At 71.3% G+C, this 20,905-nt stretch carries 22 protein-coding genes; 14 read left to right on the top strand and 8 right to left on the bottom strand.

Features of this window, described 5'->3' with window-relative positions; all coding sequences use genetic code 11:
* Nucleotides 1–148 precede the first annotated feature (148 nt).
* The gene (locus ABIE67_RS19415) at nucleotides 149–1,102 is read right to left on the bottom strand and encodes an RNA polymerase sigma factor SigF (protein ID WP_370259090.1); all 954 of its coding nucleotides are present in this window, start codon (nucleotides 1,100–1,102) and stop codon (nucleotides 149–151) included.
* A gap of 240 nt (nucleotides 1,103–1,342) precedes the next feature.
* Here ABIE67_RS19415 and ABIE67_RS19410 point away from each other — a divergent pair, with 240 nt between their 5' ends.
* The 6 genes from ABIE67_RS19410 to ABIE67_RS19385 all read left to right on the top strand — a co-directional run bounded on the left by ABIE67_RS19410 (nucleotide 1,343) and on the right by ABIE67_RS19385 (nucleotide 7,166).
* Nucleotides 1,343–1,729, top strand: a complete 387-nt coding sequence (locus tag ABIE67_RS19410) for an STAS domain-containing protein (protein WP_370259089.1) — start codon at nucleotides 1,343–1,345, stop codon at nucleotides 1,727–1,729.
* A 238-nt stretch (nucleotides 1,730–1,967) separates the two neighbouring features.
* Nucleotides 1,968–2,570 carry an ATP-binding protein gene (locus ABIE67_RS19405; RefSeq protein WP_370259088.1) on the top strand — a complete coding sequence of 201 codons (603 nt, stop codon included), beginning with the start codon at nucleotides 1,968–1,970 and terminating at the stop codon, nucleotides 2,568–2,570.
* Nucleotides 2,571–3,091: 521 nt separating this feature from the next.
* Entirely contained in the window at nucleotides 3,092–3,778 is a 687-nt protein-coding gene (locus ABIE67_RS19400; RefSeq protein ID WP_370259087.1) for an LPXTG cell wall anchor domain-containing protein, read from the top strand.
* A gap of 111 nt (nucleotides 3,779–3,889) precedes the next feature.
* On the top strand, nucleotides 3,890–4,732 hold the full coding sequence (locus ABIE67_RS19395) for a hypothetical protein (protein WP_370259086.1): 843 nt from the start codon (nucleotides 3,890–3,892) through the stop codon (nucleotides 4,730–4,732).
* 14 nt (nucleotides 4,733–4,746) lie between these two features.
* On the top strand, nucleotides 4,747–5,802 hold the full coding sequence (locus ABIE67_RS19390) for a hypothetical protein (RefSeq protein ID WP_370259085.1): 1,056 nt from the start codon (nucleotides 4,747–4,749) through the stop codon (nucleotides 5,800–5,802).
* Nucleotides 5,803–5,864: 62 nt separating this feature from the next.
* Nucleotides 5,865–7,166, top strand: coding sequence for a hypothetical protein (locus ABIE67_RS19385; protein WP_370268737.1), 1,302 nt, complete (start codon nucleotides 5,865–5,867; stop codon nucleotides 7,164–7,166).
* Nucleotides 7,167–7,295: 129 nt separating this feature from the next.
* On the opposite strand, the gene ABIE67_RS19380 is transcribed toward ABIE67_RS19385, so the two are convergent.
* On the bottom strand, nucleotides 7,296–8,807 hold the full coding sequence (locus ABIE67_RS19380) for a peptide MFS transporter (protein WP_370259084.1): 1,512 nt from the start codon (nucleotides 8,805–8,807) through the stop codon (nucleotides 7,296–7,298).
* A gap of 489 nt (nucleotides 8,808–9,296) precedes the next feature.
* Here ABIE67_RS19380 and ABIE67_RS19375 point away from each other — a divergent pair, with 489 nt between their 5' ends.
* Together ABIE67_RS19375 and ABIE67_RS19370 are read left to right on the top strand one after the other, a co-directional pair.
* Nucleotides 9,297–9,974: a response regulator transcription factor gene (locus ABIE67_RS19375; protein ID WP_370259083.1), complete on the top strand. Its 678-nt coding sequence runs from the start codon at nucleotides 9,297–9,299 to the stop codon at nucleotides 9,972–9,974.
* An 85-nt stretch (nucleotides 9,975–10,059) separates the two neighbouring features.
* A complete protein-coding gene (locus ABIE67_RS19370) occupies nucleotides 10,060–11,331 on the top strand; it encodes an ATP-binding protein (protein ID WP_370259082.1) in 1,272 nt (423 codons plus the stop codon).
* A gap of 190 nt (nucleotides 11,332–11,521) precedes the next feature.
* Here the strand turns inward: ABIE67_RS19370 and ABIE67_RS19365 are convergent, their stop codons facing one another.
* Nucleotides 11,522–12,079, bottom strand: coding sequence for a GtrA family protein (locus tag ABIE67_RS19365; protein ID WP_370259081.1), 558 nt, complete (start codon nucleotides 12,077–12,079; stop codon nucleotides 11,522–11,524).
* 254 nt (nucleotides 12,080–12,333) lie between these two features.
* Here ABIE67_RS19365 and ABIE67_RS19360 point away from each other — a divergent pair, with 254 nt between their 5' ends.
* From ABIE67_RS19360 to ABIE67_RS19350, 3 genes are read left to right on the top strand one after another with little or no spacing between them, the layout of a single operon-like run.
* Nucleotides 12,334–13,473, top strand: a complete 1,140-nt coding sequence (locus tag ABIE67_RS19360) for a 5-(carboxyamino)imidazole ribonucleotide synthase (protein ID WP_370259080.1) — start codon at nucleotides 12,334–12,336, stop codon at nucleotides 13,471–13,473.
* A complete protein-coding gene (purE, locus tag ABIE67_RS19355; protein ID WP_370259079.1) occupies nucleotides 13,470–14,009 on the top strand; it encodes a 5-(carboxyamino)imidazole ribonucleotide mutase in 540 nt (179 codons plus the stop codon). The genes ABIE67_RS19360 and purE overlap by 4 nt, the downstream gene beginning before the upstream one ends.
* A gap of 5 nt (nucleotides 14,010–14,014) precedes the next feature.
* Entirely contained in the window at nucleotides 14,015–15,199 is a 1,185-nt protein-coding gene (locus ABIE67_RS19350; protein ID WP_370259078.1) for a dipeptidase, read from the top strand.
* Here ABIE67_RS19350 and ABIE67_RS19345 read toward each other — a convergent pair.
* Nucleotides 15,148–16,302, bottom strand: coding sequence for an alkene reductase (locus ABIE67_RS19345; protein ID WP_370259077.1), 1,155 nt, complete (start codon nucleotides 16,300–16,302; stop codon nucleotides 15,148–15,150). The genes ABIE67_RS19350 and ABIE67_RS19345 overlap by 52 nt on opposite strands.
* A 64-nt stretch (nucleotides 16,303–16,366) precedes the next feature.
* On the opposite strand from ABIE67_RS19345, the gene ABIE67_RS19340 reads away from it, so the two are divergent.
* Together ABIE67_RS19340 and ABIE67_RS19335 are read left to right on the top strand one after the other, a co-directional pair.
* Nucleotides 16,367–16,726 (top strand): MerR family transcriptional regulator, encoded by a 360-nt coding sequence (locus tag ABIE67_RS19340; protein ID WP_370259076.1) that lies wholly within the window; start codon nucleotides 16,367–16,369, stop codon nucleotides 16,724–16,726.
* Nucleotides 16,727–16,875: 149 nt separating this feature from the next.
* Nucleotides 16,876–18,009: a dipeptidase gene (locus ABIE67_RS19335; protein WP_370259075.1), complete on the top strand. Its 1,134-nt coding sequence runs from the start codon at nucleotides 16,876–16,878 to the stop codon at nucleotides 18,007–18,009.
* Nucleotides 18,010–18,012: 3 nt separating this feature from the next.
* On the opposite strand, the gene ABIE67_RS19330 is transcribed toward ABIE67_RS19335, so the two are convergent.
* Together ABIE67_RS19330 and ABIE67_RS19325 are read right to left on the bottom strand one after the other, a co-directional pair.
* The gene (locus ABIE67_RS19330; protein ID WP_370259074.1) at nucleotides 18,013–18,399 is read right to left on the bottom strand and encodes a VOC family protein; all 387 of its coding nucleotides are present in this window, start codon (nucleotides 18,397–18,399) and stop codon (nucleotides 18,013–18,015) included.
* A gap of 26 nt (nucleotides 18,400–18,425) precedes the next feature.
* The gene (locus tag ABIE67_RS19325; RefSeq protein WP_370259073.1) at nucleotides 18,426–18,785 is read right to left on the bottom strand and encodes a VOC family protein; all 360 of its coding nucleotides are present in this window, start codon (nucleotides 18,783–18,785) and stop codon (nucleotides 18,426–18,428) included.
* A 136-nt stretch (nucleotides 18,786–18,921) separates the two neighbouring features.
* Here ABIE67_RS19325 and ABIE67_RS19320 point away from each other — a divergent pair, with 136 nt between their 5' ends.
* Nucleotides 18,922–19,422 carry a CGNR zinc finger domain-containing protein gene (locus ABIE67_RS19320; RefSeq protein ID WP_370259072.1) on the top strand — a complete coding sequence of 167 codons (501 nt, stop codon included), beginning with the start codon at nucleotides 18,922–18,924 and terminating at the stop codon, nucleotides 19,420–19,422.
* A gap of 119 nt (nucleotides 19,423–19,541) precedes the next feature.
* On the opposite strand, the gene ABIE67_RS19315 is transcribed toward ABIE67_RS19320, so the two are convergent.
* Together ABIE67_RS19315 and ABIE67_RS19310 are read right to left on the bottom strand one after the other, a co-directional pair.
* Nucleotides 19,542–20,285 carry a plastocyanin/azurin family copper-binding protein gene (locus tag ABIE67_RS19315; protein ID WP_370259071.1) on the bottom strand — a complete coding sequence of 248 codons (744 nt, stop codon included), beginning with the start codon at nucleotides 20,283–20,285 and terminating at the stop codon, nucleotides 19,542–19,544.
* Nucleotides 20,282–20,800 carry a hypothetical protein gene (locus ABIE67_RS19310; RefSeq protein WP_370259070.1) on the bottom strand — a complete coding sequence of 173 codons (519 nt, stop codon included), beginning with the start codon at nucleotides 20,798–20,800 and terminating at the stop codon, nucleotides 20,282–20,284. The genes ABIE67_RS19315 and ABIE67_RS19310 overlap by 4 nt, the downstream gene beginning before the upstream one ends.
* Nucleotides 20,801–20,905: the final 105 nt, after the last annotated feature.

Genomic DNA, 20,905 nt, shown 5'->3' with positions numbered 1-20,905 from the left:
CCGCGGTCCGTGCGCACCTGCGCGCGAGCCTGCCGCGGTCCATGCGCACCCGGCCCGAACGCACTGTGCCCGGTGTCCGGCCGACATGTTCGGCGGGGCACCGGGCACAGCGCAGGTCAGCGCAGAAGAGACGCCGATCCTCGGGTGGTCACTCCTCGACCGTCAGCCCCTTCCGGAGCCGGATCAACGTCCGCGACAACAGCCGGGACACATGCATCTGGGAGATGCCGAGTTCCTCGCCGATCTCCGACTGGGTCAGGCCCGCGACGAATCTCAGGGAGAGGATCTTCCGGTCCCGGGGCGGGAGTTCGGCGATGAGCGGCTTCAAGGACTCGACGTACTCGATGCCTTCGATCCCGTGGTCCTCGTAGCCGATCCGGTCGGCCAGCGCGCCCTCGGCGTCGTCCTCCTCGGGCTGGGCGTCCAGCGAGGAGGCGGTGTACGCGTTCGACGCCGCCATACCCTCGACGACCTCGTCCTTGGTCAGCCCGAGGCGCTCCGCCAGTTCCGCCACCGTCGGGGCGCGGTCCAGCTTCTGGGCCAGCTCGTCACCGGCCTTGGCCAGGTCGAGCCGGAGTTCCTGCAGGCGGCGCGGCACCCGTACCGACCACGACGTGTCGCGGAAGAAGCGCTTGATCTCGCCGATGATGGTCGGCATCGCGAAAGTGGGGAACTCGACTCCGCGGCTGAGCTCGAAGCGGTCGATCGCCTTGATCAGGCCGATGGTGCCGACCTGGATGATGTCCTCCATCGGCTCGCTGCGCGAGCGGAAGCGGGAGGCGGCGAACTTGACCAGCGCGAGGTTGAGTTCGACGAGCGTGTTGCGGACGTACGAGTACTCGTGGGTCCCTTCCTCCAGCGACTCCAGCCGCTCGAAGAGGGTCTTGGAAAGGGCCCGCGCGTCCACCGGCCCCACCTCGTCGTAAGGGGGGATGTCCGGAAGCCCGGCGAGCGCGTCGTCCTGACCGAAGTCCTGACCGAGGTCGGGTTCGGAACGTACGTCGCTGTTCAGCTCGATGGGATCCAGATGTTCCGGTGGGGGTGCCGACGTCGCGCTGTGGGTATGCGATGCGTCGAGCCGGGGTGACATGATGTCCTCCATCGTTCTCGGCATATGGCTGCCGAAGCCTGTGCGTGCACTGCGGTGTGCGGCGCCTCCAAAGCCGGCCGAGTTCGGTTACGTGTCTCTACTAGCCCTACCGGTTTTCGTGAGCCCACCGCAAGTGCGCTCTGGTCCGAAATGTCCGATTCTGGGTGGATGTTCGGGTGTGGAAGGGCGCACGGAGGGCGTAGTGTTCGAGAGCGTCAGTCAGCAGCCACGACGTCGGGAGTGAGACACGGCATGGACCGCGGGACGGTCGGCAGCGCACAGTCTGGCCGACTTCTGGTCGAGGTGCGGGAAGAGGGCTCCAGCGCCGTCGTGACCCCGGCGGGTGAGTTGGATCACCACACCGCCGATTTGTTGCGTGAGCCACTCGAGGACTGCCTGGAGAAGGGCTTCAGTCGACTGGTCGTCGACTGCTCGCGGCTCGAGTTCTGTGACTCCACGGGGCTGAACGTGCTGCTCGGGGCGCGGCTGAAGGCGGAGGCCGCCGGTGGCGGGGTGCACCTCGCGGGCATGCTGCCCGTGGTCGCACGCGTGTTCGAGATCACGGGGGCCGAGGCGGTCTTCACCGTCCATGGCTCGCTCGACGACGCCCTGGCCGACGAGGCCGACGGGTCGGGTTGACCCTCGCGCGTCCGGCCCTGCATCAGAGGTCACATCATTCGTGCCGAATACAGGGGTGTTCCCTCGGCTCGGTCGGGCAGGAGACATCCTGAAACCTGTCGGCTGTGATGTCGACCACCGGGGGTGGGGGCTGTGACCGACGCATCAGGCAAGGATTGTGTACTGGCGTACTGACTCTACGTACTGACTTCTGAATCGTGTGAACGTTGAACTGGTGAATCGGTGAGGTGAAGCGCTGATGAGCACCACCCGGCCTTTCTCGCCGGGCGACCGCGGCCCTGAGCCCAGCGGCGCTTCCGGGGCGCCCGAGGGGGGCGTGCCGGCCACGGGGGGCTCCGACGAGGGCGCTCCGGCGGCGGGAACGTCCGACGGGGGCGCCGTGCCGCCGCTGAGGCCCGAGGCGTCCGAGGCGTCCGTCCGGGCGGCTGCGGGGCGTCAGGTCCGTCGGCTGGACTTCGGTGACCAGAGCGGGGTCGTCCCGCTCGCCCGTGACTTCGCCCGCCAGGCGCTGTACGCGTGGGGCTGGCTCCCCGCCGCCACCGCCGACCAGCGGGCCGCGGCCGAGGATGTGCTCCTCGTCGTCTCCGAGCTGGTCACCAACGCCTGTCTGCACGCCGAGGGGCCCGACGAGCTGTGGATCGCCTGCGACAACAAGGTGATCCGGATCGAGGTCTCCGACAAGGGCACGGGCCAGCCGGCCCCCCGCACCCCACACCGCGCGGGCCGCCCCGGCGGCCACGGCATGTTCATCGTGCAGCGGCTCTGCCTGGACTGGGGCGTCATGCGGTCGCCGGGCGTCGCGGGCAAGACGGTGTGGGCCGAGCTGGGCGCACCGGCGTAGGACGCCCGTCCGGCCGTACGGGCAGAAATTCGTTTCCGCGGCGCAGAGGTGCCGCTCTACCCTCCCTGCAACGCGCTGACGGAGACGAGTAGCCCGGGCCCGCGAGCCGAGAGAGCCGCCCCTCGCTGTGAAGGCGGCCTCGCGACCAGGGTGAATCCACTCCCGAGTGCGGGGAGGAAATGCCCGTCGGCCGGCCCCCGTCATCGGGCCCGAACGAGTCCGCCGTGCGGCCACACAGCCGTCCTGCGGCGGTGAAGGCGTGGTGGCACCGCGAGCACCCTCTCGACACCGGCTCAGGCGCCCCGGAGGCGAGCCGAGCCGATGAAAAGGAATCGGAGCGCGCACCATGCTCGACGTCGCCCGGCCTGACCCTGCGTTACCGAGGGTCACCCCCTCCACCCGAACCCCGTCAGGTGCGCGCCGGATCGCCACAACTCCGGCGTGCACCGTGTCTTCCTTCCTCCGGGTCCCGGGCGTACCTTGACGGCCCGATCTGATATGCCGTCAGGAACGAGGGGACCGTGTCGAAGCAGAAGCGAACCGCCGCGCTCGCGACCGTCGCGGCCCTGGCCGGCTCGGCGGTGCTGATGGCCGCCCCCGCGGCCCGGGCCGAAGTCGTCGACGTCAACTACGCCTGCAAGACGCCCATCGGTGACAAGAGCGCCGTCTCGCCCATCGACATCAAGGGCGTCAAGAGCGGCAGCGGCTACAAGGTCACCATGTCGTGGCAGAAGGGCGTCTCGTCCAGCCCGGTCGAACTGGGCAAGGGCGCGATGAACCCGAGCGCCACCATCAAGCTGGGCGGCGCCGACAGCGGCACCCTGGCGGTGACCGGCCCGGCCAACCAGGAGGCGATTCCCGCCAACACCCCCATCAAGATCAACGACCTGACGGGCACCTACACCCCGAAGAAGACCGGCAAGGTCACCTTCACGGCGGGCGTGCTCACCATCAAGGCGCTCGGTACGACGACCACCTGCACGCCCACCAACAGCCCCGGACCGTCGCTGACCCTCGATGTGACGGCGGCGGGCGGTGGCGGAGCCGACAGCGGGGCCCAGGGCGGCTCCGGTTCCGGGTCCGAACTCCCGCAGACCGGCCCCGAGGACTCGGCGATCGCCCTCGGCACCCTCGGCGGCACGGTCCTGCTCGCGGGCGCGGCGGGCTCGCTGTGGCTGACGCGGAGGAGCCGGACGGCACGCCGCTGACCGTTTCGTAGGCCCGCCCGCCGCCCGACCACCGCCCCTCAGCGAGGCTCCCCCGGTGCTTAACGCCTGGGGGCACCCCCATCGCGCCGCACCTCCTTGATGGAGCCGCCGATGTCGTCAGCCGTCCGTGTCCTGTGCCTGTGCCTGTCCCTGTTGCTCCTGCTCGCGGTGCCCCCTGCCGCGACGGCCGCCGAGCGGTGGTCCCTCGCGCCCTTGGGCGGCGGGCGACCGTCCTTCTACGGCGAGGGTCCGGCGGGGACGGTCCTCGAGGACACGGTGTCCGTGACCAACCGGAGCGACGTGCCGGTCACGGTCCGACTGCGCGCCACCGGTGTCAGGTTCGTGGACGGCACGGTACGCGTCCCTGCCCGCACCCGCGCCGACGTTCCCTTCACGGTGACCGTCCCGGCCGCCGATCGCACCGTCGAGATCGTGGCCCGCGACCCGGACGGAGACGAACGGCGGGTGCGCGTCCAACTCCGTGCCACGGTCCCGGAGCTGTCGGCGCTGACCGTCGAGCACGTGCGGGTGAGCGGCGACCGTATCGAGTACGAGCTGGTCAACCGAGGTACGACGCCCCTCACCCCGAAGCTGGCCGTCCATGCCGACGGCGTCCTCGGCCGTGTCCTCGAACGGGCCCCGCGCACCCTCCCCGTCGACCTGCCCCCGGGCAGCCGGACGAAGCTCGACGAGCCTTGGCTCGACCGGCCGGCGCTCGACGCGGTCGACGTGCGGCTCACGGTGACGGCGGCGGGCGGCGTGAGCGACACGGCGGTGGCGTCGGCGCGGTTCGTGCCGTGGGGCGAGGTGACGGGGGTCGCGGGGGCGCTGGTGGCGGTGGGTGCCTTCTTCGCCGTATGGCGTCGAAGGCGCGGCGAGCCGTACGGCGGCGAGGCCGCGGACGCCGGGCAACCGCCGTACAGAGAAGCCGAGTTGACGGGGGCGAGGACGTGAACGGCAGGGTGCGAATGGTTGTGTTGGTGGCCGTGCTGGCGCTGCTGCTGGGGCCGGCCCCTGCCACGGCTGCCGATCCGCCCGCCGTGAAGCTCTCCAAGTCCCAGGCGGGGACGGGCGGTTCGGTTACCGTGACCGGCACCGGCTGGCGGCCGCGCGCCCTGCTGATGATCCTGATCTGTGGCCGGTCCGTGCCGTCGACCGGCGTGACCGGCGGCACCAACTCCTGCGCCAACGCGGACGGCAGGGCCGTGACGACGGACGCCGAGGGCCGCTTCAGCAGGAAACTGCCGGTGGCCGAGCCGCCCGTGCCGTGCCCCTGCGTCGTACACGTGGCGACGGTGACCGGGGCGAAGGCCGAGGCCGACGCGATCTTCCAGGTGGCCGGGCACGCCGTCGAGCCGCTGCCCGCGGAACCGGCGGGCGGGCGCCTGTCGGTCCTCACGGACACGCGGCTGGACGGCTCCGGTGGCCTGCTCACCTGGTTCGGCGCCCCGCCGGCGCGGACGCTGGTGTTCACGGTCGGCAACGTCGGCACCTCACCCGTGAAGAACCCGGTCTTCCAGGTCGGCACCTCCCACGGCGTGTTCGCCCCGCAGTGGGAGGAACAGCAGTGGCGCGGCACGATCCGGCCGGGCAGGAAGGCACGGATCGAGCTGCCGGTGGAGCTCGCCGCGGGGGCGCACGGCGACTACACCGTCTCCCTGAAGTACGGCGGCAAGGTGATGGCCGAACAGCCCTGGGGCGTGGGCCGGCCCTGGGGTGTGACGCTGTTCTGGATCCTGGTCTGTCTGGTCGTACCGGCGGCGGTGTTCCGCGTCGGCATGGCGGTGGTGGACCGGGTACGGCCGCGGCAGACGGCCCGCCGACGCGGGTTCCGGCTGCCCGAAGCGGCCCTGCGCCTCCCGGGGCTGAGGCCCCGGGAAGAGGCGAGGCACGCCCTCCCCTCCTCCTCGACCCTGCCGTGGTTCACCCCGGACAACGACCCGGGCACGGCCGGTCGGCTCTCCGCACCGCACGACGACAGCACGACGAGCCCTACCACCCCCACCAGGAAGGCACCCCCGTGAGGAAGCCAAGGAGAGTCACACCGGTACGCCCCCGGAGAGCGACCGCGGCGGGCGCCGCCCTGATGCTCGGCGGCGCGGGCATTCTGCTCGGCGTGGCCGCCGCACCCGCGCAGGCGGCCGAGGCGGCGTACGCGACCGAGTGCATCCCGCCCGCCATCTCCGGACTGCCGCCGGTCCAGGGCACGACCAAAGTGGAGATCACCGCGCCCGCGGAGGCGAAGGTCGGCGACGAGGTGGAGATCGTCTGGAAGTTCGTCCAGGCGGCGTCCAAGAACCCGAACATCCTCGACCTGGAGGCGAACACGGTCCAGCCGACGGGAACCCTGAAGGCGGCCGGCGCGCAGACGGCGGACATCGCCATGCAGGGGCCCCGGGAGAACCCGCCGATCCCGAAGAACACCGACATGAAGCTGTCCGACATGAAGGGCAAGCTGAAGCTGACGGCACCGGGCGAGGTGTCGTTGACCCCGGGCGCGTACAACATCAACGTCAACAAGCCGATCTCCACGGACACCAAGTGCTCGGCGAAGGAGACGGTGAAGCCGGCGGCGACGATCAAGGTGACGGACGGGGGCGGGAGTTCGGGCGGCACGACCGGAGGCGAGCCGACGACCGGCCCGACGGAGCCGACGACCGAGCCGACGACCGAGCCCACCAGCGAACCGACGCCGAGTGAGAGCGAGACGGGCGGGGACGACGGAGGGACGAGCACCGGGGGCGGGGGCGGCGGCCAGACCGACTTCACGGGCAAGGAGGTCCAGGTCCCGTACGAGTGCAAGACGCCCATCGGCGACAAGGAGGCGACCTCGCCGGTCCAGATCAACGCCAAGAAGGACGGCGGGAGCTTCGACCTGACGGTCCAGTTCAAGAAGTCGGTGATGGACAGCCCCGCCGACATCCCCGAGGGCTCGGTCAAGCCGTCGATGGAGGTCGCTCTGGGCGGCGCCGACACGGGCACGGTCCATGTCGAGGGCCCGACCAACTCCGAGCCCATCAAGTCGGGCGACCCGATCGAGATCCCCGACCTCACGGGCACCTACAAGCCGGGCGCGAGCGGCGAGTCGACCCTCTCCCCGGGCGTCCTGACCATCGAGGCCCTGGGCACGACGACGACATGCACACCGGCGAAGTCGGAGGTGTCCTTGACCCTGGACACGAGTGAGCAGGCGAGCGGGGCGTCGGGCGGCGGATCGGCCGGCGGTTCGGCGGGAGGTTCCGCAGGCGGCTCGTCGACGGACGGCGGCCTGGCGGCGACGGGCGCGGAGGACCAGGGCTCCCTGAAGGCGCTGGGCCTGGTGGCGGGAACGGCGCTGTTGCTGGGTGGGGCGGTGTTCACGTTCATGCCTGGGAGGAGGGCCAGGTAACCCACCTCAGGGGCGCGGGGCTGTATCGATTTGCGGCTCCGCCGCGCGGGCGCACAGCCGCAGAAACTGACGGGGCCGCTGAAACCCCCTTGGATCCCAGCGGCCCCCACGGCTCAAGCCGGCGCAGCGCTAGCGCACGTCGCCCATCAGCGCCCGGATCTTCCGCCCGGCGGTCATGAACGCCAGTCCGGCGGCGACGGCGATGATGGCCCACATCGTGTAGTACACCGCGTCGCCCAGCGGAGCGTTCAGCTTGGTGGTCCAGCCGTTGAGGGCGTTGCCCGTCGCGGTGGCCAGGAACCACAGACCCATGATCTGGCCCACGAACTGCTTCGGCGCCAGCTTCGTCGACAGGGACAGGCCCACCGGCGACAGGCACATCTCGCCCAGGGTCTGCACGAGGTAGACGCTCAGCAGCCAGAAGACGGTGACCTTGCCCGTGTCGCTGTTCGCGGCGGCGGCGCCGGCCAGGCCCATGATGCCGAACGAGCCACCGATGAGGAGCATCGCCAGGGCGAACTTCATGGGCGTGCTGGGCTCACGGTCGCGCCGGGCCAGCTTCACCCACAGCGCGGCGAAGAGCGGCGCGAGCAGGATGACCATGGCCGGGTTCACCGACTGGTACCAGGACGCCGGGAACTCCCAGCCGCCGATCATGCGGTCGGTCTTGCCGTCGGCGAAGATCGTCAGCAGCGAGCCGGACTGGTCGTAGATCATCCAGAACAGCACGGCGGTGGCGAAGAACCAGGCGAAGGCCTGGATCTTCGGCTTGTCCTCCGTGGCCAGGGCCGGGTTCCGGTACATCGTCACGAAGTAGACGATCGGGACGACGATGCCGAGGACCGCGAGCACGTTGACGATGTGCTCTATGTCGTACGTGCCCAGCACGAGGTCCAGGACCAGCGCGGCGACGGCGATGCCGCCCCACAGCGTGACCTTGCGCAGCGCGGCGCGCTTCTCCTCCGGGGAGGCCGGCGTGCCCGGCTGCTTGCCGATGTCGCCGAGGTGGCGGCCGCCGAGGACGTACTGGATGACGGCGAGGGTCATACCGACACCGGCGACACCGAAGCCGAGGTGCCAGTTGACGTTCTCACCGAGGTAGCCGACGAGCAGTGGGGCGACCATGCCGCCGATGTTGATCGCCATGTAGAAGAGCGTGAAACCGGCGTCGCGGCGGGCGCTGGGCAGGCCCTCGTAGAGGCCGCCGACCATCGCGGAGATGTTCGGCTTCAGCAGGCCGGTGCCGATCGCGATCAGGCCGAGACCGCAGAAGAAGGCGATGTCCGAGGGGATCGCCAGCGTGAAGTGGCCGGCGGCGATGACGATGCCGCCGACGAGCACGGCCTTGCGGGCACCCCAGAGGCGGTCCGCGACCCAGCCGCCGGGCATGGCGGCCATGTACACGACCGCGTTGTACACACCGTAGATCGAGGCGGCCAGGGCTTCCCGGTCCTCCAGGGGGCCGTCGAGGACAGCCGCGATCAGGTAGAGAGTGAGGATGGCGCGCATCCCGTACCAGGAGAAGCGCTCCCACATCTCCGTCATGAAGAGCGTGGCCATACCGCGGGGGTGGCCGAAGAAGGTCTTCTCGGAACCGGGGGTGCCCGGGGAGGCCGAGTCCTTCGTCAGGCTGGACGCCATGGTCGATCCTTGCTGGTCGGGACGCGTATCGACGTAGAAAGGTCACGCGCCCGGTGGGGGGAGGCCGGCACCGGCGGCTACGGCCGCCCGCCCCACGCCCAGGGGAGTCCCGCTTCGGATCGCGAAGCGGAGGACGGCGACCGCCGGGATCCACGCCCCCGCTTTCGGGGGCCCGGCCACAGGTCATTCCTTTTCAGTCCGCACATAAAAGAGACCCTCAGCGTCAAGTGCCGCCGAAGGCCGCCGCAGTACTACAGGCGTAGATTCACCATACGTCACGACACCGCCGGATATGGAAGGATTTGAGACACGGATCACAGGTGTCGGCGGAACCGCAGCCACCCTTTCCAAGGTCCTTTACAGGATCGCACCTCGCGGGCATAGGTCTGTACCACAGCGGCCGAAGGTAAGAGACCCGCCAAGAGCGGGTAAGAATCAAGGCGCCCGATCACACCCCAGCTCTTGTCATGGGCGGACTACCATCAGCTCATGACCCGTGTACTGCTCGCCGAGGACGACGCGTCCATTTCGGAGCCGCTGGCCCGCGCACTGCGCCGGGAAGGGTACGAGGTCGAGGTGCGGGAGGACGGCCCCACCGCACTCGACGCAGGAATGCAGGGCGGAATCGACCTGGTCGTGCTGGACCTCGGTCTCCCCGGCATGGACGGCCTGGAGGTGGCCCGCCGACTGCGTGCCGAGGGCCACGCCGTGCCGGTCCTCATCCTGACCGCGCGCGCCGACGAGGTGGATACCGTGGTCGGCCTGGACGCGGGGGCCGACGACTACGTCACCAAGCCGTTCCGGCTCGCCGAGCTGCTCGCGCGGGTCCGGGCCCTGCTCCGGCGCGGCGCCGCCGAGCCGCAGCAGCCGCCCGCCACGCACGGGGTGCGGATCGACGTCGAGTCGCACCGGGCGTGGATGGGGGACGAGGAACTCCAGCTCACGGCAAAGGAGTTCGACCTGCTGCGAGTGCTCGTGCGCGACGCGGGGCGGGTCGTCACCCGGGACCAGCTGATGCGCGAGGTCTGGGACACGACCTGGTGGTCGTCGACCAAGACGCTCGACATGCACATCTCCTGGCTGCGCAAGAAGCTGGGCGACGACGCGGCGAACCCCCGCTACATCGCCACGGTGCGGGGCGTGGGCTTCCGCTTCGAGAAGAGCTGAGCGGAGGAGCCGGGCGAAGCGCCGGGCACCGAGCCCGAGCGGATACCCGCACAGCCGTGTCAGCCGTACAGACAGATAACAGGACATGCGCCGCCGACTGATTCAGTCCACCCTCGCCGTCGTTCTCGTCGTGATCGCTGTCTTCGGCGTGTCACTGGTCATCGTCGAGACGCGGACGATCACCAGCACCGCCCAGGAGCGGGTGGACACCGAGGCGGTGCGGCTGGCCAGCATCGTGGACAGCCGCCTGCTCGGCGAACAGACCGTGGACGCCGTGGTGCTCCGCGACCAGGTCCAGGGGGATCGTTACGCCGAGATCCGGATCCCGGGCAAACCGTTGATCGAGGTGGGCACCAAGCCCACCGGAGACGTCATCAGCGCCCACGAGACGGGCGAGGAGGGCGAGACGGTCACCGTGCTGGAGCCGCGCTCGTCGGTGACGCGCGAGGTCGGCCGTACGTTGCTGATCATCGGGGCGGTGGCGCTGCTGGCGGTGATCGCGGCGGTCCTGCTGGCGGTGCGCCAGGCGAACCGCCTCGCCTCCCCGCTCACCGACCTGGCGGAGACGGCGGAGCGCCTAGGCTCGGGTGACCCCCGCCCCCGCCACAAGCGGTACGGCGTCCATGAGCTGGACCGCGTGGCGGACGTCCTCGATTCCTCCGCCGAGCGCATCGCCCGCATGCTCACCGCGGAACGCCGCCTGGCCGCGGACGCCTCCCACCAGCTCCGCACCCCGCTCACGGCACTCTCCATGCGCCTGGAGGAGATCACCCTCACCGACGACCCCGACACGGTGAAGGAAGAGGCGACGATCGCCCTGACCCAGGTGGAGCGCCTCACGGACGTGGTCGAACGCCTCCTCACCAACTCCCGGGACCCCCGCAACGGCTCCGCCGTCACGTTCGACCTCGACGAGGTCATCCAGCAGCAGCTGGCGGAGTGGCGCCCGGCGTACCGCAGCGCGGGCCGCGCCATCGTCAGCTCGGGCAAGCGCCACCTGGAGGCCGTCGGCACCCCGGGCGCGGTCGCCCAGGTCCTCGCCGCCCTGATCGAGAACTCCCTCATGCACGGCGGCGGCACGGTAGCCCTGCGCACCCGGGTCACCGGCAACCAAGCCGTCATCGAGGTCACGGACGAGGGCCCCGGCATCCCGGCCGACCTGGGCGCCCGCATCTTCGAGCGCGCCATCAGCGGCCGCAACTCCACCGGCATCGGCCTGGCGGTCGCCCGCGACCTCGCGGAAGCGGACGGCGGCCGCCTCGAAATGCTCCAGACCAAACCCCCGGTCCTGGCCCTGTTCCTCTCCCGCACACCCCCACCGAAGCCGAGCCAGGAGTCGGGGCAGACGGTCAGGTAGCAGGAGACATCACAGGCGGAGGCGCAGACCTCTCGATGCCGGTCCGTGCATCTCCAGCCCGTCCGGCGTTTGAGGACGGGGCCCTTCGGGCCGAAGCGGGGTCTGGGGCGGCAGCCCCAGCGGGGTCGAAGGGGCGGAGCCCCTTCAAGGGATGCGACGGGTAGGGGCGGCGGGGGCGAAAACCGCCGGTTCAGCCCACCCGCTGCCGCACCCGCGGCTTCTCGCCCGGCCCCCGCCGCTCCAGGAACGATTCCGCGCCGGCCACGGGCTCCTCGGCAGGCAACGCCCGGAACACCCACGTCCGATACGACCAGAACCGGAACAGCGTCGCGACCCCGATGCCGAGGAACTTGAAGATGTTGCTCTGCAACGGGCTGTCCCACCCGAAGCCGTACGTCGCCGCGTACAGCACACCGTTCTCGATCACCAGACCGACCACGCTGAACAGCAGGAACAGCCCCAGTTCCTTCGTACGGCGGCTCTTGTCGCGATCCCGGTACGTGAAGTACCGGAACCCGAGGTAGTTGAAGATGATCGCGACCACGGTCGCGATGACACTCGCCCGCACCACCTGGAGGTCGGTCACATGCCGTACCAGGTTGAACACGAGGAGATTGACCAGGAGCCCCGCTCCACCCACCGCGCCGAACCTGGCAACCTCACGCACCAACTGGTCGAAGCGCTGCCGGAGGGCACTGCGAGGTACCGGAGGAGGCGCCGATTGAAGCCCCGAGGAACCACGTCCCATGGTCGTGAAGGCTCCTGTCGGTCGGTTTGTCGGTCGGTTTCATCAACTCAGCCATGCTAACCACCCCCCTCGTCGATTGCCTGTGCGCAAGCTCATAGGTCGGGAAGAGACCAGGAAAACTCCGGTAAGAGGCCGCTTGAAGAGGCACGGACCGAAGCCCGAAGAGGGCACGGATCCGAACCCCGAAGAGGCACGGAATCGAGCCGGCCAGGGACGGAAATCGGGCGCCGCGGCGTGGCCGATACCCTAGGGGCGTGACGTTCCCGGTAGTCGGCATGGTCGGCGGGGGCCAGCTCGCTCGTATGACACACGAGTCGGGCATCCCGTTGGGCATCAGGTTCAAGCTCCTCAGTGACACCCCTCAGGATTCCGCGGCGCAGGTCGTCGGCGATGTCGTCATAGGCGACTATCGCGACCTCGACACGCTCCGCGAGTTCGCGAGGGGCTGCGACGTGATCACTTTCGATCACGAACACGTACCCACCGAGCACCTCAGGGCTCTGGAGGCGGACGGCATCCCCGTCCGCCCGGGCCCCGACGCGCTTGTGCACGCCCAGGACAAGGGCGTGATGCGAGCGAGGCTCGACGCGATCGGTGTGCCGTGCCCACGGCACCGCATCGTGACCGATCCACAGGACGTGGCCGCCTTCGCGGCCGAGGGCGACGGCTTCCCGGTCGTCCTCAAGACCGTCCGTGGCGGTTACGACGGCAAGGGCGTCTGGGTCGTCGACTCGACCGAGGAGGCCGAGGACCCGTTCCGCGCGGGCGTCCCGGTCCTCGCCGAGGAGAAGGTCGACTACGTCCGCGAGCTCGCGGCGAACGTCGTCCGCTCCCCGCACGGCCAGGCGGTCGCCTACCCCGTGGTGGAGTCCCAGCAGGTGGGCGGCGTCTGCGACACGGTCATCGCGCCCGCCCCCGACCTCGACGAGACCCTCGCGCTCAAGGCCGAGGAACTCGCCCTGACGATCGCCAAGGAACTGGACGTCGTCGGCCACCTCGCCGTGGAGCTGTTCCAGACCCGCGACGGCCGCATCCTCGTCAACGAGCTGGCGATGCGCCCGCACAACTCGGGCCACTGGACCCAGGACGGCGCGATCACCTCCCAGTTCGCCAACCACGTCCGGGCCGTCCTCGACCTGCCCCTCGGCGACCCGCGCCCGCGCGCCAGGTGGACGGTCATGGTCAACGTCCTCGGCGGCGACTACCCGGACATGTACTCCGCGTACCTGCACTGCATGGCCCGCGACCCCCAGCTCAAGATCCATATGTACGGCAAGGACGTGAAGCCCGGCCGCAAGGTGGGCCACGTCAACACCTACGGCGACGACCTGGACGACGTCCTCGAGCGCGCACGTCACGCAGCCGGCTACCTGAGAGGCACGATCACCGAATGAGTACCGCTGCCGCCCCCGTCGTGGGCATCGTCATGGGTTCGGACTCCGACTGGCCCGTCATGGAGGCCGCCGCCCAGGCCCTGGACGAGTTCGAGATCGCGTACGAGGTCGACGTCGTCTCCGCGCACCGTATGCCGCGCGAGATGGTCACGTACGGCGAGCAGGCGGCCGAGCGCGGCCTGAAGGTGATCATCGCCGGGGCCGGGGGCGCCGCCCACCTCCCCGGCATGCTGGCCTCGGTCACGCCGCTGCCGGTCATCGGTGTCCCGGTCCCGCTGAAGTACCTCGACGGCATGGACTCCCTGCTCTCCATCGTGCAGATGCCGGCGGGCGTCCCGGTCGCCACCGTCTCCGTGGCCGGCGCGCGCAACGCCGGTCTGCTCGCCGCCCGCATCCTCGCCGCCCACGACGAGGACCTGCTCCAGCGGATGCGCGAGTTCCAGCAGGAACTGAACGACCAGGCCACCGAGAAGGGCAAGCGGCTGCGCGCCAAGGTCGAGGGCGCGAGCGGTTTCGGCTTCGGCTCGGGGAAGTGACGGCGATGACCTCCCTGGGGGCAGCCCGGGAACTCCTGCGCGAGTTCCCGGTCGTCGACGGCCACAACGACCTCCCGTGGGCCCTGCGCGAACAGGTCCGCTACGACCTCGACGCCCGCGACATCGCCACCGACCAGGGCGCCCATCTGCACACCGACATCCCGCGGCTGCGCGAGGGCGGCGTCGGCGCGCAGTACTGGTCGGTGTACGTCCGCTCGGACTACGCCGGCGACAAGGCGGTCAGCGCCACCCTCGAACAGATCGACTGCGTACGGCAGTTGCTGGCCCGCTACCCGGCCGACCTGCGCCCCGCGCTGACGGCGGCGGACATGGAGGCGGCGCGCGCGGAGGGCCGTATCGCCTCCCTGATCGGTGCGGAGGGCGGCCACTCCATCGCCGACTCCCTCGCCACGCTGCGGTCGTTGTACGCGCTCGGCGTCCGTTACATGACGCTCACCCACAACGACAACATCGCGTGGGCCGACTCGGCGACGGACGAACCCGGGGTGGGCGGCCTGTCGGCCTTCGGCCGCGAGGTCGTCCGGGAGATGAACCGCGAGGGCATGCTCGTCGACCTCTCGCACGTGGCGGCGACGACGATGCGCGACGCACTGGACGCCACGTCGGCGCCCGTGATCTTCTCCCACTCCTCCTCCCGCGCGGTGTGCGACCACCCGCGCAACATCCCCGACGACGTCCTGGAACGCCTCCCGGGCAACGGCGGCGTCGCCATGGTGACGTTCGTGCCGAAGTTCGTGCTCCAGGCGGCCGTCGACTGGACGGCCGAGGCCGACGCGAACATGCGTGCGCACGGCTTCCACCACCTCGACACGACCGCCGAGGCGATGAAGGTGCACCGCGCCTTCGAGGAACGCACTCCGCGCCCGATCGCCACGGTGTCCACGGTCGCGGACCATCTCGACCACATGCGGGAGGTCGCCGGCATCGACCACCTCGGCATCGGCGGCGACTACGACGGCACCGCCTTCACCCCCGACGGCCTGAACGACGTCGCCGGCTACCCCAACCTGATCGCCGAACTGCTGGACCGCGGCTGGTCGAGAACCGACCTGGCCAAGCTGACCTGGCAGAACGCCGTACGGGTGCTGGGCGCCGCGGAGGACGTGGCCCGCGACCTTCAGGCCACGCGGGGCCCGTCCAACGCCACCATCGGGGAACTGGACGGCTGATCGTCGAGGGCGGGGTAGTCGGTGTAGCCGGTCGCCCCGCCCGTGTACATCAGGTACCGGTCCCGCACCGGGTTGAGCGGCGCCCCGAGCCGCAGCCGCCGCACCAGGTCGGGGTTGGCCAGGAACGGGCGGCCGAGGGCGATCAGATCGGCACCGGCCGCGAGGAGCCGGGCCGACGCGTCGCCGATCGCCTCCGTGGACGACTCCGGGAGGACGGGGTTGGCGATCAGGGTCCCCAGCCAGGCGGCACGGATCCGCCGGAACAGCGGGTCCGCCGGGTCGGCGTACACGAGGTGCAGATACGCGAGTCCCAGCCCGCCCAGCGCCTCGACGAGCGCCGGGTGGATCGTGTCGGTGTCGCCCTCCTCGATGCCGTTGACGGTGCTCCCGGGGGAGGTCCGGACACCCACTCGCTCCGGCCCGATCGCGCCCGCCACCGCCTCCACCACCTCCCGCACGAACCGGATCCGCCCGGCCACCGAGCCGCCGTAGGCGTCCGTGCGGCGGTTGGTGTTGCCGGCCAGGAACTGGTGCAGCAGATGGCCGTTGGCGGAGTGCACCTCGACGCCCTCGAAGCCGGCCTCGACGGCGTTGCGGGCGGCGGACGCGAAGTCGGCGACGGTGGTGCGGATGTCGTCGACGGTCATCTCCCGGGGGACGACGGCGGGGCGGTGCCCGTCCGGCGTGAAGATCGTCTCCGGGAGCGGCACGGGCGAGGGCGAGACCGGGGTCAGCCCGCTGGTGGCGGGATGCCCGACCCGGCCGCCGTGCTGGAGCTGGAGGAACATCGGTCCTCCGCCCGCTGCCCGCACGGCATCCGTGACCTGCCGCCAGCCGGCCACGTGCGCGGGCCTGTGGATCGCGGTGATGTTCGGATACGTCTGCCCGACCGCGCTCGGTGTCGCGGCCTCGGCGATGATCAGCCCGGCCGTGGCGCGCTGGGCGTAGTAGGTGGCAATGAGCGGCGTGGGAGTGCCGTCCGCGGCGGCTCGGTTCCTGGTCAGCGGGGCCATGACGAGATGGTTCGGCAGGTGCAGGTGGCCCAGGCGGGCCGGGCTGAGGAGGGTTCGGACGGCTGGGTTCTCATCTGTCGGCTGCGTCATGGCCGTACCGTAGAAGTTGACATCAGTGTCAGGTTCAAGCCGGGACGGACCAGGGGAGCGGGGCATGCGGATCGGTGAACTGGCCCGGAGCACCGGCGTGAGCGAGCGGTCGCTGCGCTACTACGAGGCCCAGGGGCTGCTGCGCGCCGAGCGCACCCCCGGCGGACACCGCGACTATCCGGAGGCCGCCGTCGACCGGGTCATCCGGATCCAGGAGCTGTTCGCCGCCGGGCTGCACAGCAGCCGGATCGCGCAGCTGCTGCCCTGCATGCGGGACACCGACGGCGGCCCCTCCGCGATCGCCACGCCCCGGCTGGTCGAGGACCTCACCGCCGAGCGCGACCGGATCGACCGCATGATCGCCGACCTGGTCCGCTCCAGGGAGACCCTGGACGACGTCATCGAGGCGGCGCGCGAGCGCTGAGCCCGCGCGCGTGTACCCCCGGACGCGCCGTTCCACGCAGGCCGCCGCCCGGTACCCCCGAACGCACCACCCACCAGGAAGCCCCTCCGGGTCCGTGCGACGGTGAACCGTACTGCTGATCAGGACGCCGATCACGTACGGAGACCGCCATGGCAGACCTCAAGTCCGAGCTGGACCCCAGCCCCGAGGTCGGCGAACTCGATGACCTGCCCGCCCCGCTGCCCGGGAAGCCGTCCCCAACTGCCACCGGCTCCGGCTCCGGTGAAGGCCCCGACGCCGGCTTCCTCGACCGCGCCCACGCCCTCCTCGACGATCACCCCGTCGCCGACGGCTACAGCGGACTGGCGTGGGCGCTGCGCCACCTGCCCTGGTTCGACCTGGAGCTCGGCGAGAGCGCCGTCGACACCGACGTACCGCGGATGCGCGAGGGTCATGTGGCCGCGCTGTTCTGGGCGCTGCACCTGCCCGAGGGGCTGGCCGGGGACCGGGCCGTCGGTGCCACGCTGGACCAGCTGGACCTGGTGAAGACCGTCGTAGGGGCCCATCCCGAGGGGCTGCGTCTCGCCTGCACGCCCGGGCCGATCACCGACGTCCGCCAAAGCGGCCGTATCGCCGTCCTGCCCGGCCCCGCCGGGGCCACCGCCATAGGCGACTCGCTCGGCATCCTGCGTTCCCTGCACGGGCTCGGGCTGCGCTCGCTCACGCTGTCCGGGGTGTCCTGGGCGAGCGAGGCGGGGCTGACCCGGTTCGGCGAGGAGGTGCTGCGCGAGATGAACCGGCTCGGCGTGCTGGCCGATCTCACAGGCGCCTCCGCGGACACCGTGCGCCGGGCGTGCGCGGTCTCCAAGGCGCCGGTGCTGTGTGCCCGCTCCGCCGCCCGCGCCCTGCGCCCGCACCCGGCCAACCTCCCCGACGAACTGCTCGCCGAGCTGGGCGCCGTCCAGGGCCTGTGCATGGTGCCGCTCACCGCCGAGCAGACCGGCCCCTCCGTCCGGGACGTCGCCGACCATCTCGACCACGTCCGTGAGGTCGCGGGCCCCGAGTCCGTCGGCCTGTCCGGCACCTACGACGCCGGGACCGCCCACCCCCAGGACCTCGCCGACGCCTCCTGCTACCCGCACCTCGTCGCCGAACTGCTGCGCCGGGACTGGCCCGAGGCCGACATCGCACTGCTGACCTGGGGCAACGTCCAACGTGTCCTGCGCGAGGCCGACTTCACGGCCCGGGAGGCACAGCGGCGCCGGGCGCCGTCGACGATGAAGATCTCCGAGCTGGACGGATAGCCCTCAGGGGCCCTCGATCCGGCAGAGGCAGAACGGATGCCCCGCCGGGTCGGCGTACACCCGGAAGTCCTCCTTGTCCTCCGCGTGCAGCAACCGCGCGCCCAGCCCCAGCACCTTCTCCTGGGCCGCCTCGACCTCCTCCCAGGTGGACCCGGCGTCGAAGTCGAGATGGAACTGCTGGGAGTTGCGGTCGGCCCGCGGCCACTCCGGCGGGGCGTAGCCGGGCGCCGGCTGGAAGGCGAGCCGCGGTCCGCCCGGCAGCTGGAGTACGACCCACTCGGGGTCGTCGTCCTCGGGCGTACCGCCGCCGACGCCGGCGTAGAAGCGGGCGAGGGCGCGCGGGTCGGGGCAGTCGATGACGACGGAACGCAGACGTGCCGCTGGAGCCATGGGTTCCTCCCGGGATCAGGGTGTGATCAGCAGGCGCACAGGCAGAACGGGTGCCCGGCCGGGTCCGCGTAAACCCTGAAGGTCCGCGAGCGGTCCTCGGTCTCCAGCGGCTTCGCCCCGAGCGCCAGCACCTCCTTCTCGGCCGTGTCCAGGTCCTCGACGGTCAGGTCCAGATGGAACTGCTGCGAGTGCTCGGGCGAGGGCCACTGCGGCGGCACGTAACCGGGCGCGGCCTGGAACGCCAGCGCCGGCCCGCCGGGCACCTTCAGGTCCAGCCAGTCCCCCTCGTCCACGATGCTGCCGCCGAGCACGCGCGCGTAGAAGTCGGCGAGGGCGCGCGGGTCGGGACAGTCCAGGACGACGGCACCCACTGTGGCGATGGCCATGACTTCCTCCTCGAAGCCTAGTTTTCCCGTTGCGGTTACTCATACATTCCAGCAACCGGTAACGCGGTTACCTCATGCTCCCGCATTGGCGGTAACCTCGCAAGGGGATTCGGTGACCGAGGGATAGCGTGCAGCCATGAGTGAGAGATCGCCCGCGCCCGGGGGCCTGGAGCTGGTCCAGTCCCTGGTCAACACGCTGGACATCGAGTCGGCCGCCGACTCGCTGGACACGGCGGAGGGCCGGGCGCGCTTCGGGCTGGCCGAGGCGGACATCCCCGCCGCGCGGGAGCTGCGGGAGTCCCTGCGCGTGGCTCTCCTCGCCCACGCGGGCCATCCGCCGCACCGTGCGGTGACCCCGCTCGGCGACCTGCTCAGGGCGAGCCCGCTGGTGGTGGCGGTCGACGCCGCCGACGGTTCGGCCACCCTCGCCCCCGCGCAGGAGGGTCCGCTGCTCTCCCGGGTGGCGGCGGCGATCGCCCATGCCCTCGTCGAGGACACCTGGACCCGCCTGAAGGCCTGCGAGGCGGTCGACTGCCACTGGGCGTACTACGACCGCAGCCCGGCGGGCCGCGGTCGCTGGTGCTCGATGCAGGTGTGCGGGGCGCGGGCGAAGATGCGGCGCTACCGGGCCAAGTGAGCGGGCCGGCCGCCGACCGTCGCCGGGCGGGCCGCCGCCCAGGGGTGTTTCGAAAGTCCCGCGCAGCACCCGCGGCGCCCGGCACGCGCGGGCATCGCACGGGACTTTCGGAACACCCCCTAGTCCCCCACCTCCTCGCGGGTCCGCGACGCCCGTGAGCCCACCAGCAGCAGGCACAGCACCGCGACGCCCGCGACGATCCCGGTCAGGACGAGCAAGGGGTCCAGCGGTCGGGCCGTCGCCGCGGTGACCTGGGTCTGTGGCATCGAGGCCGCCGTGGGCGTCGGTGACGGCGAGGCCTGCTGTGCGGCCGCCGGGGCCGACGTGGCCGACGTGGACGACGTGGACCGGGCGGGCGAGGACGCCGGTGAGCGCGTCGCCGTCGTCGGGCTGGGGGCGGCCGCGTGATGACCCGCCGTATGGCTTCCCGAGGTCTGGTTCCCGGACGACTGGCTGCCGGAGTCCGCCCCGGCCCCCGAGTGGTCGTGCGTCGGCGAGGTCGCCGGGGCCGCCGGCTGGACCATGATCCGGGCGGTCATGTTCGGGTGGACGGTGCAGTAGTAGGCGTACGCCCCCGGCGTGGTGAACGTGAAGCTCCAGCTGCCGCCCTTGTTCAGCATGGGGGAGTGGAAGGCGGCCGGGCCGGAGGTGGTCTTCACGTCGTGCGGTGCGGTGTCCTGGTTGGTCCAGGTCACCGTGGAACCGGCGGTGACGGTCAGCGTCGCCGGGCTGAAGGCGTACCCGCTCATGGCCACCCGGTACGTCGCCGCAGCCGCCCGGCCGCCGGGCACCAGGAACAGCAGCCCGAGCAGGACGGACAGGGCGAGCACGGCCCCCTGGACAGGCCGCCGGGCCGCCCTCACGTGAACTCCCCGGCGACCAGCAGCCGCAGCCGGGTCGCCGGACGCAGCCGGCCGAACCTGAAGCCGGTCGCGCGCCGCAGCAGCCGGTACGGCAGCCGGGCCACACCCACGCCGAGCAGCCGGTCGTCGGCCCGCTCGACGACCCGCAGCCGCAGCAGCACGGGGAAGTCGATGCCGTCGATGGCGAGGTCGCCGGTCAGCTGGACGGTGCCGGCTGATGCGGGGGCGGGGGCGGGGGCGGGGGCGTGGGCGTGGGTGAGGGCGAGGGCACCCTTGAGGTGCACGTCGTCGAACTCGAAGCGGAAGGTGGGGTGTTCGCCGGCCTCGGACACGGTGAGCGAGGCGGCGGCGAGGGTGAGGCGACGGCGGCGGACGGGCAGCGGGCCGCAGAGGGTGGTGAGTTCGACGAGCGAGCGGTCGGGGGCCACGGTGTAGCGGCCGGGCAGCGGCAGCCAGAGGGCCGCCCCGGGCGCCCCGGGCGGGGTCGGGTCGATGGGCAGGGTGACGGTTGTCATCCCGTTCTCCTTGGAAAGCGGTTCCGTCGGGGCGGCGGTGATGGGGACAATGGGGGAGCGCCGGTCCGGCCGACTGAGCCTCGGCCGGACCGGCGTCCGTCATCC

Source organism: Streptomyces sp. V4I8 (assembly GCF_041261225.1).
Classification (GTDB): domain Bacteria; phylum Actinomycetota; class Actinomycetes; order Streptomycetales; family Streptomycetaceae; genus Streptomyces.
The sequence above is the reverse complement of the archived record's forward strand: the minus strand, read 5'-3'. Positions and strand labels throughout refer to the sequence as shown.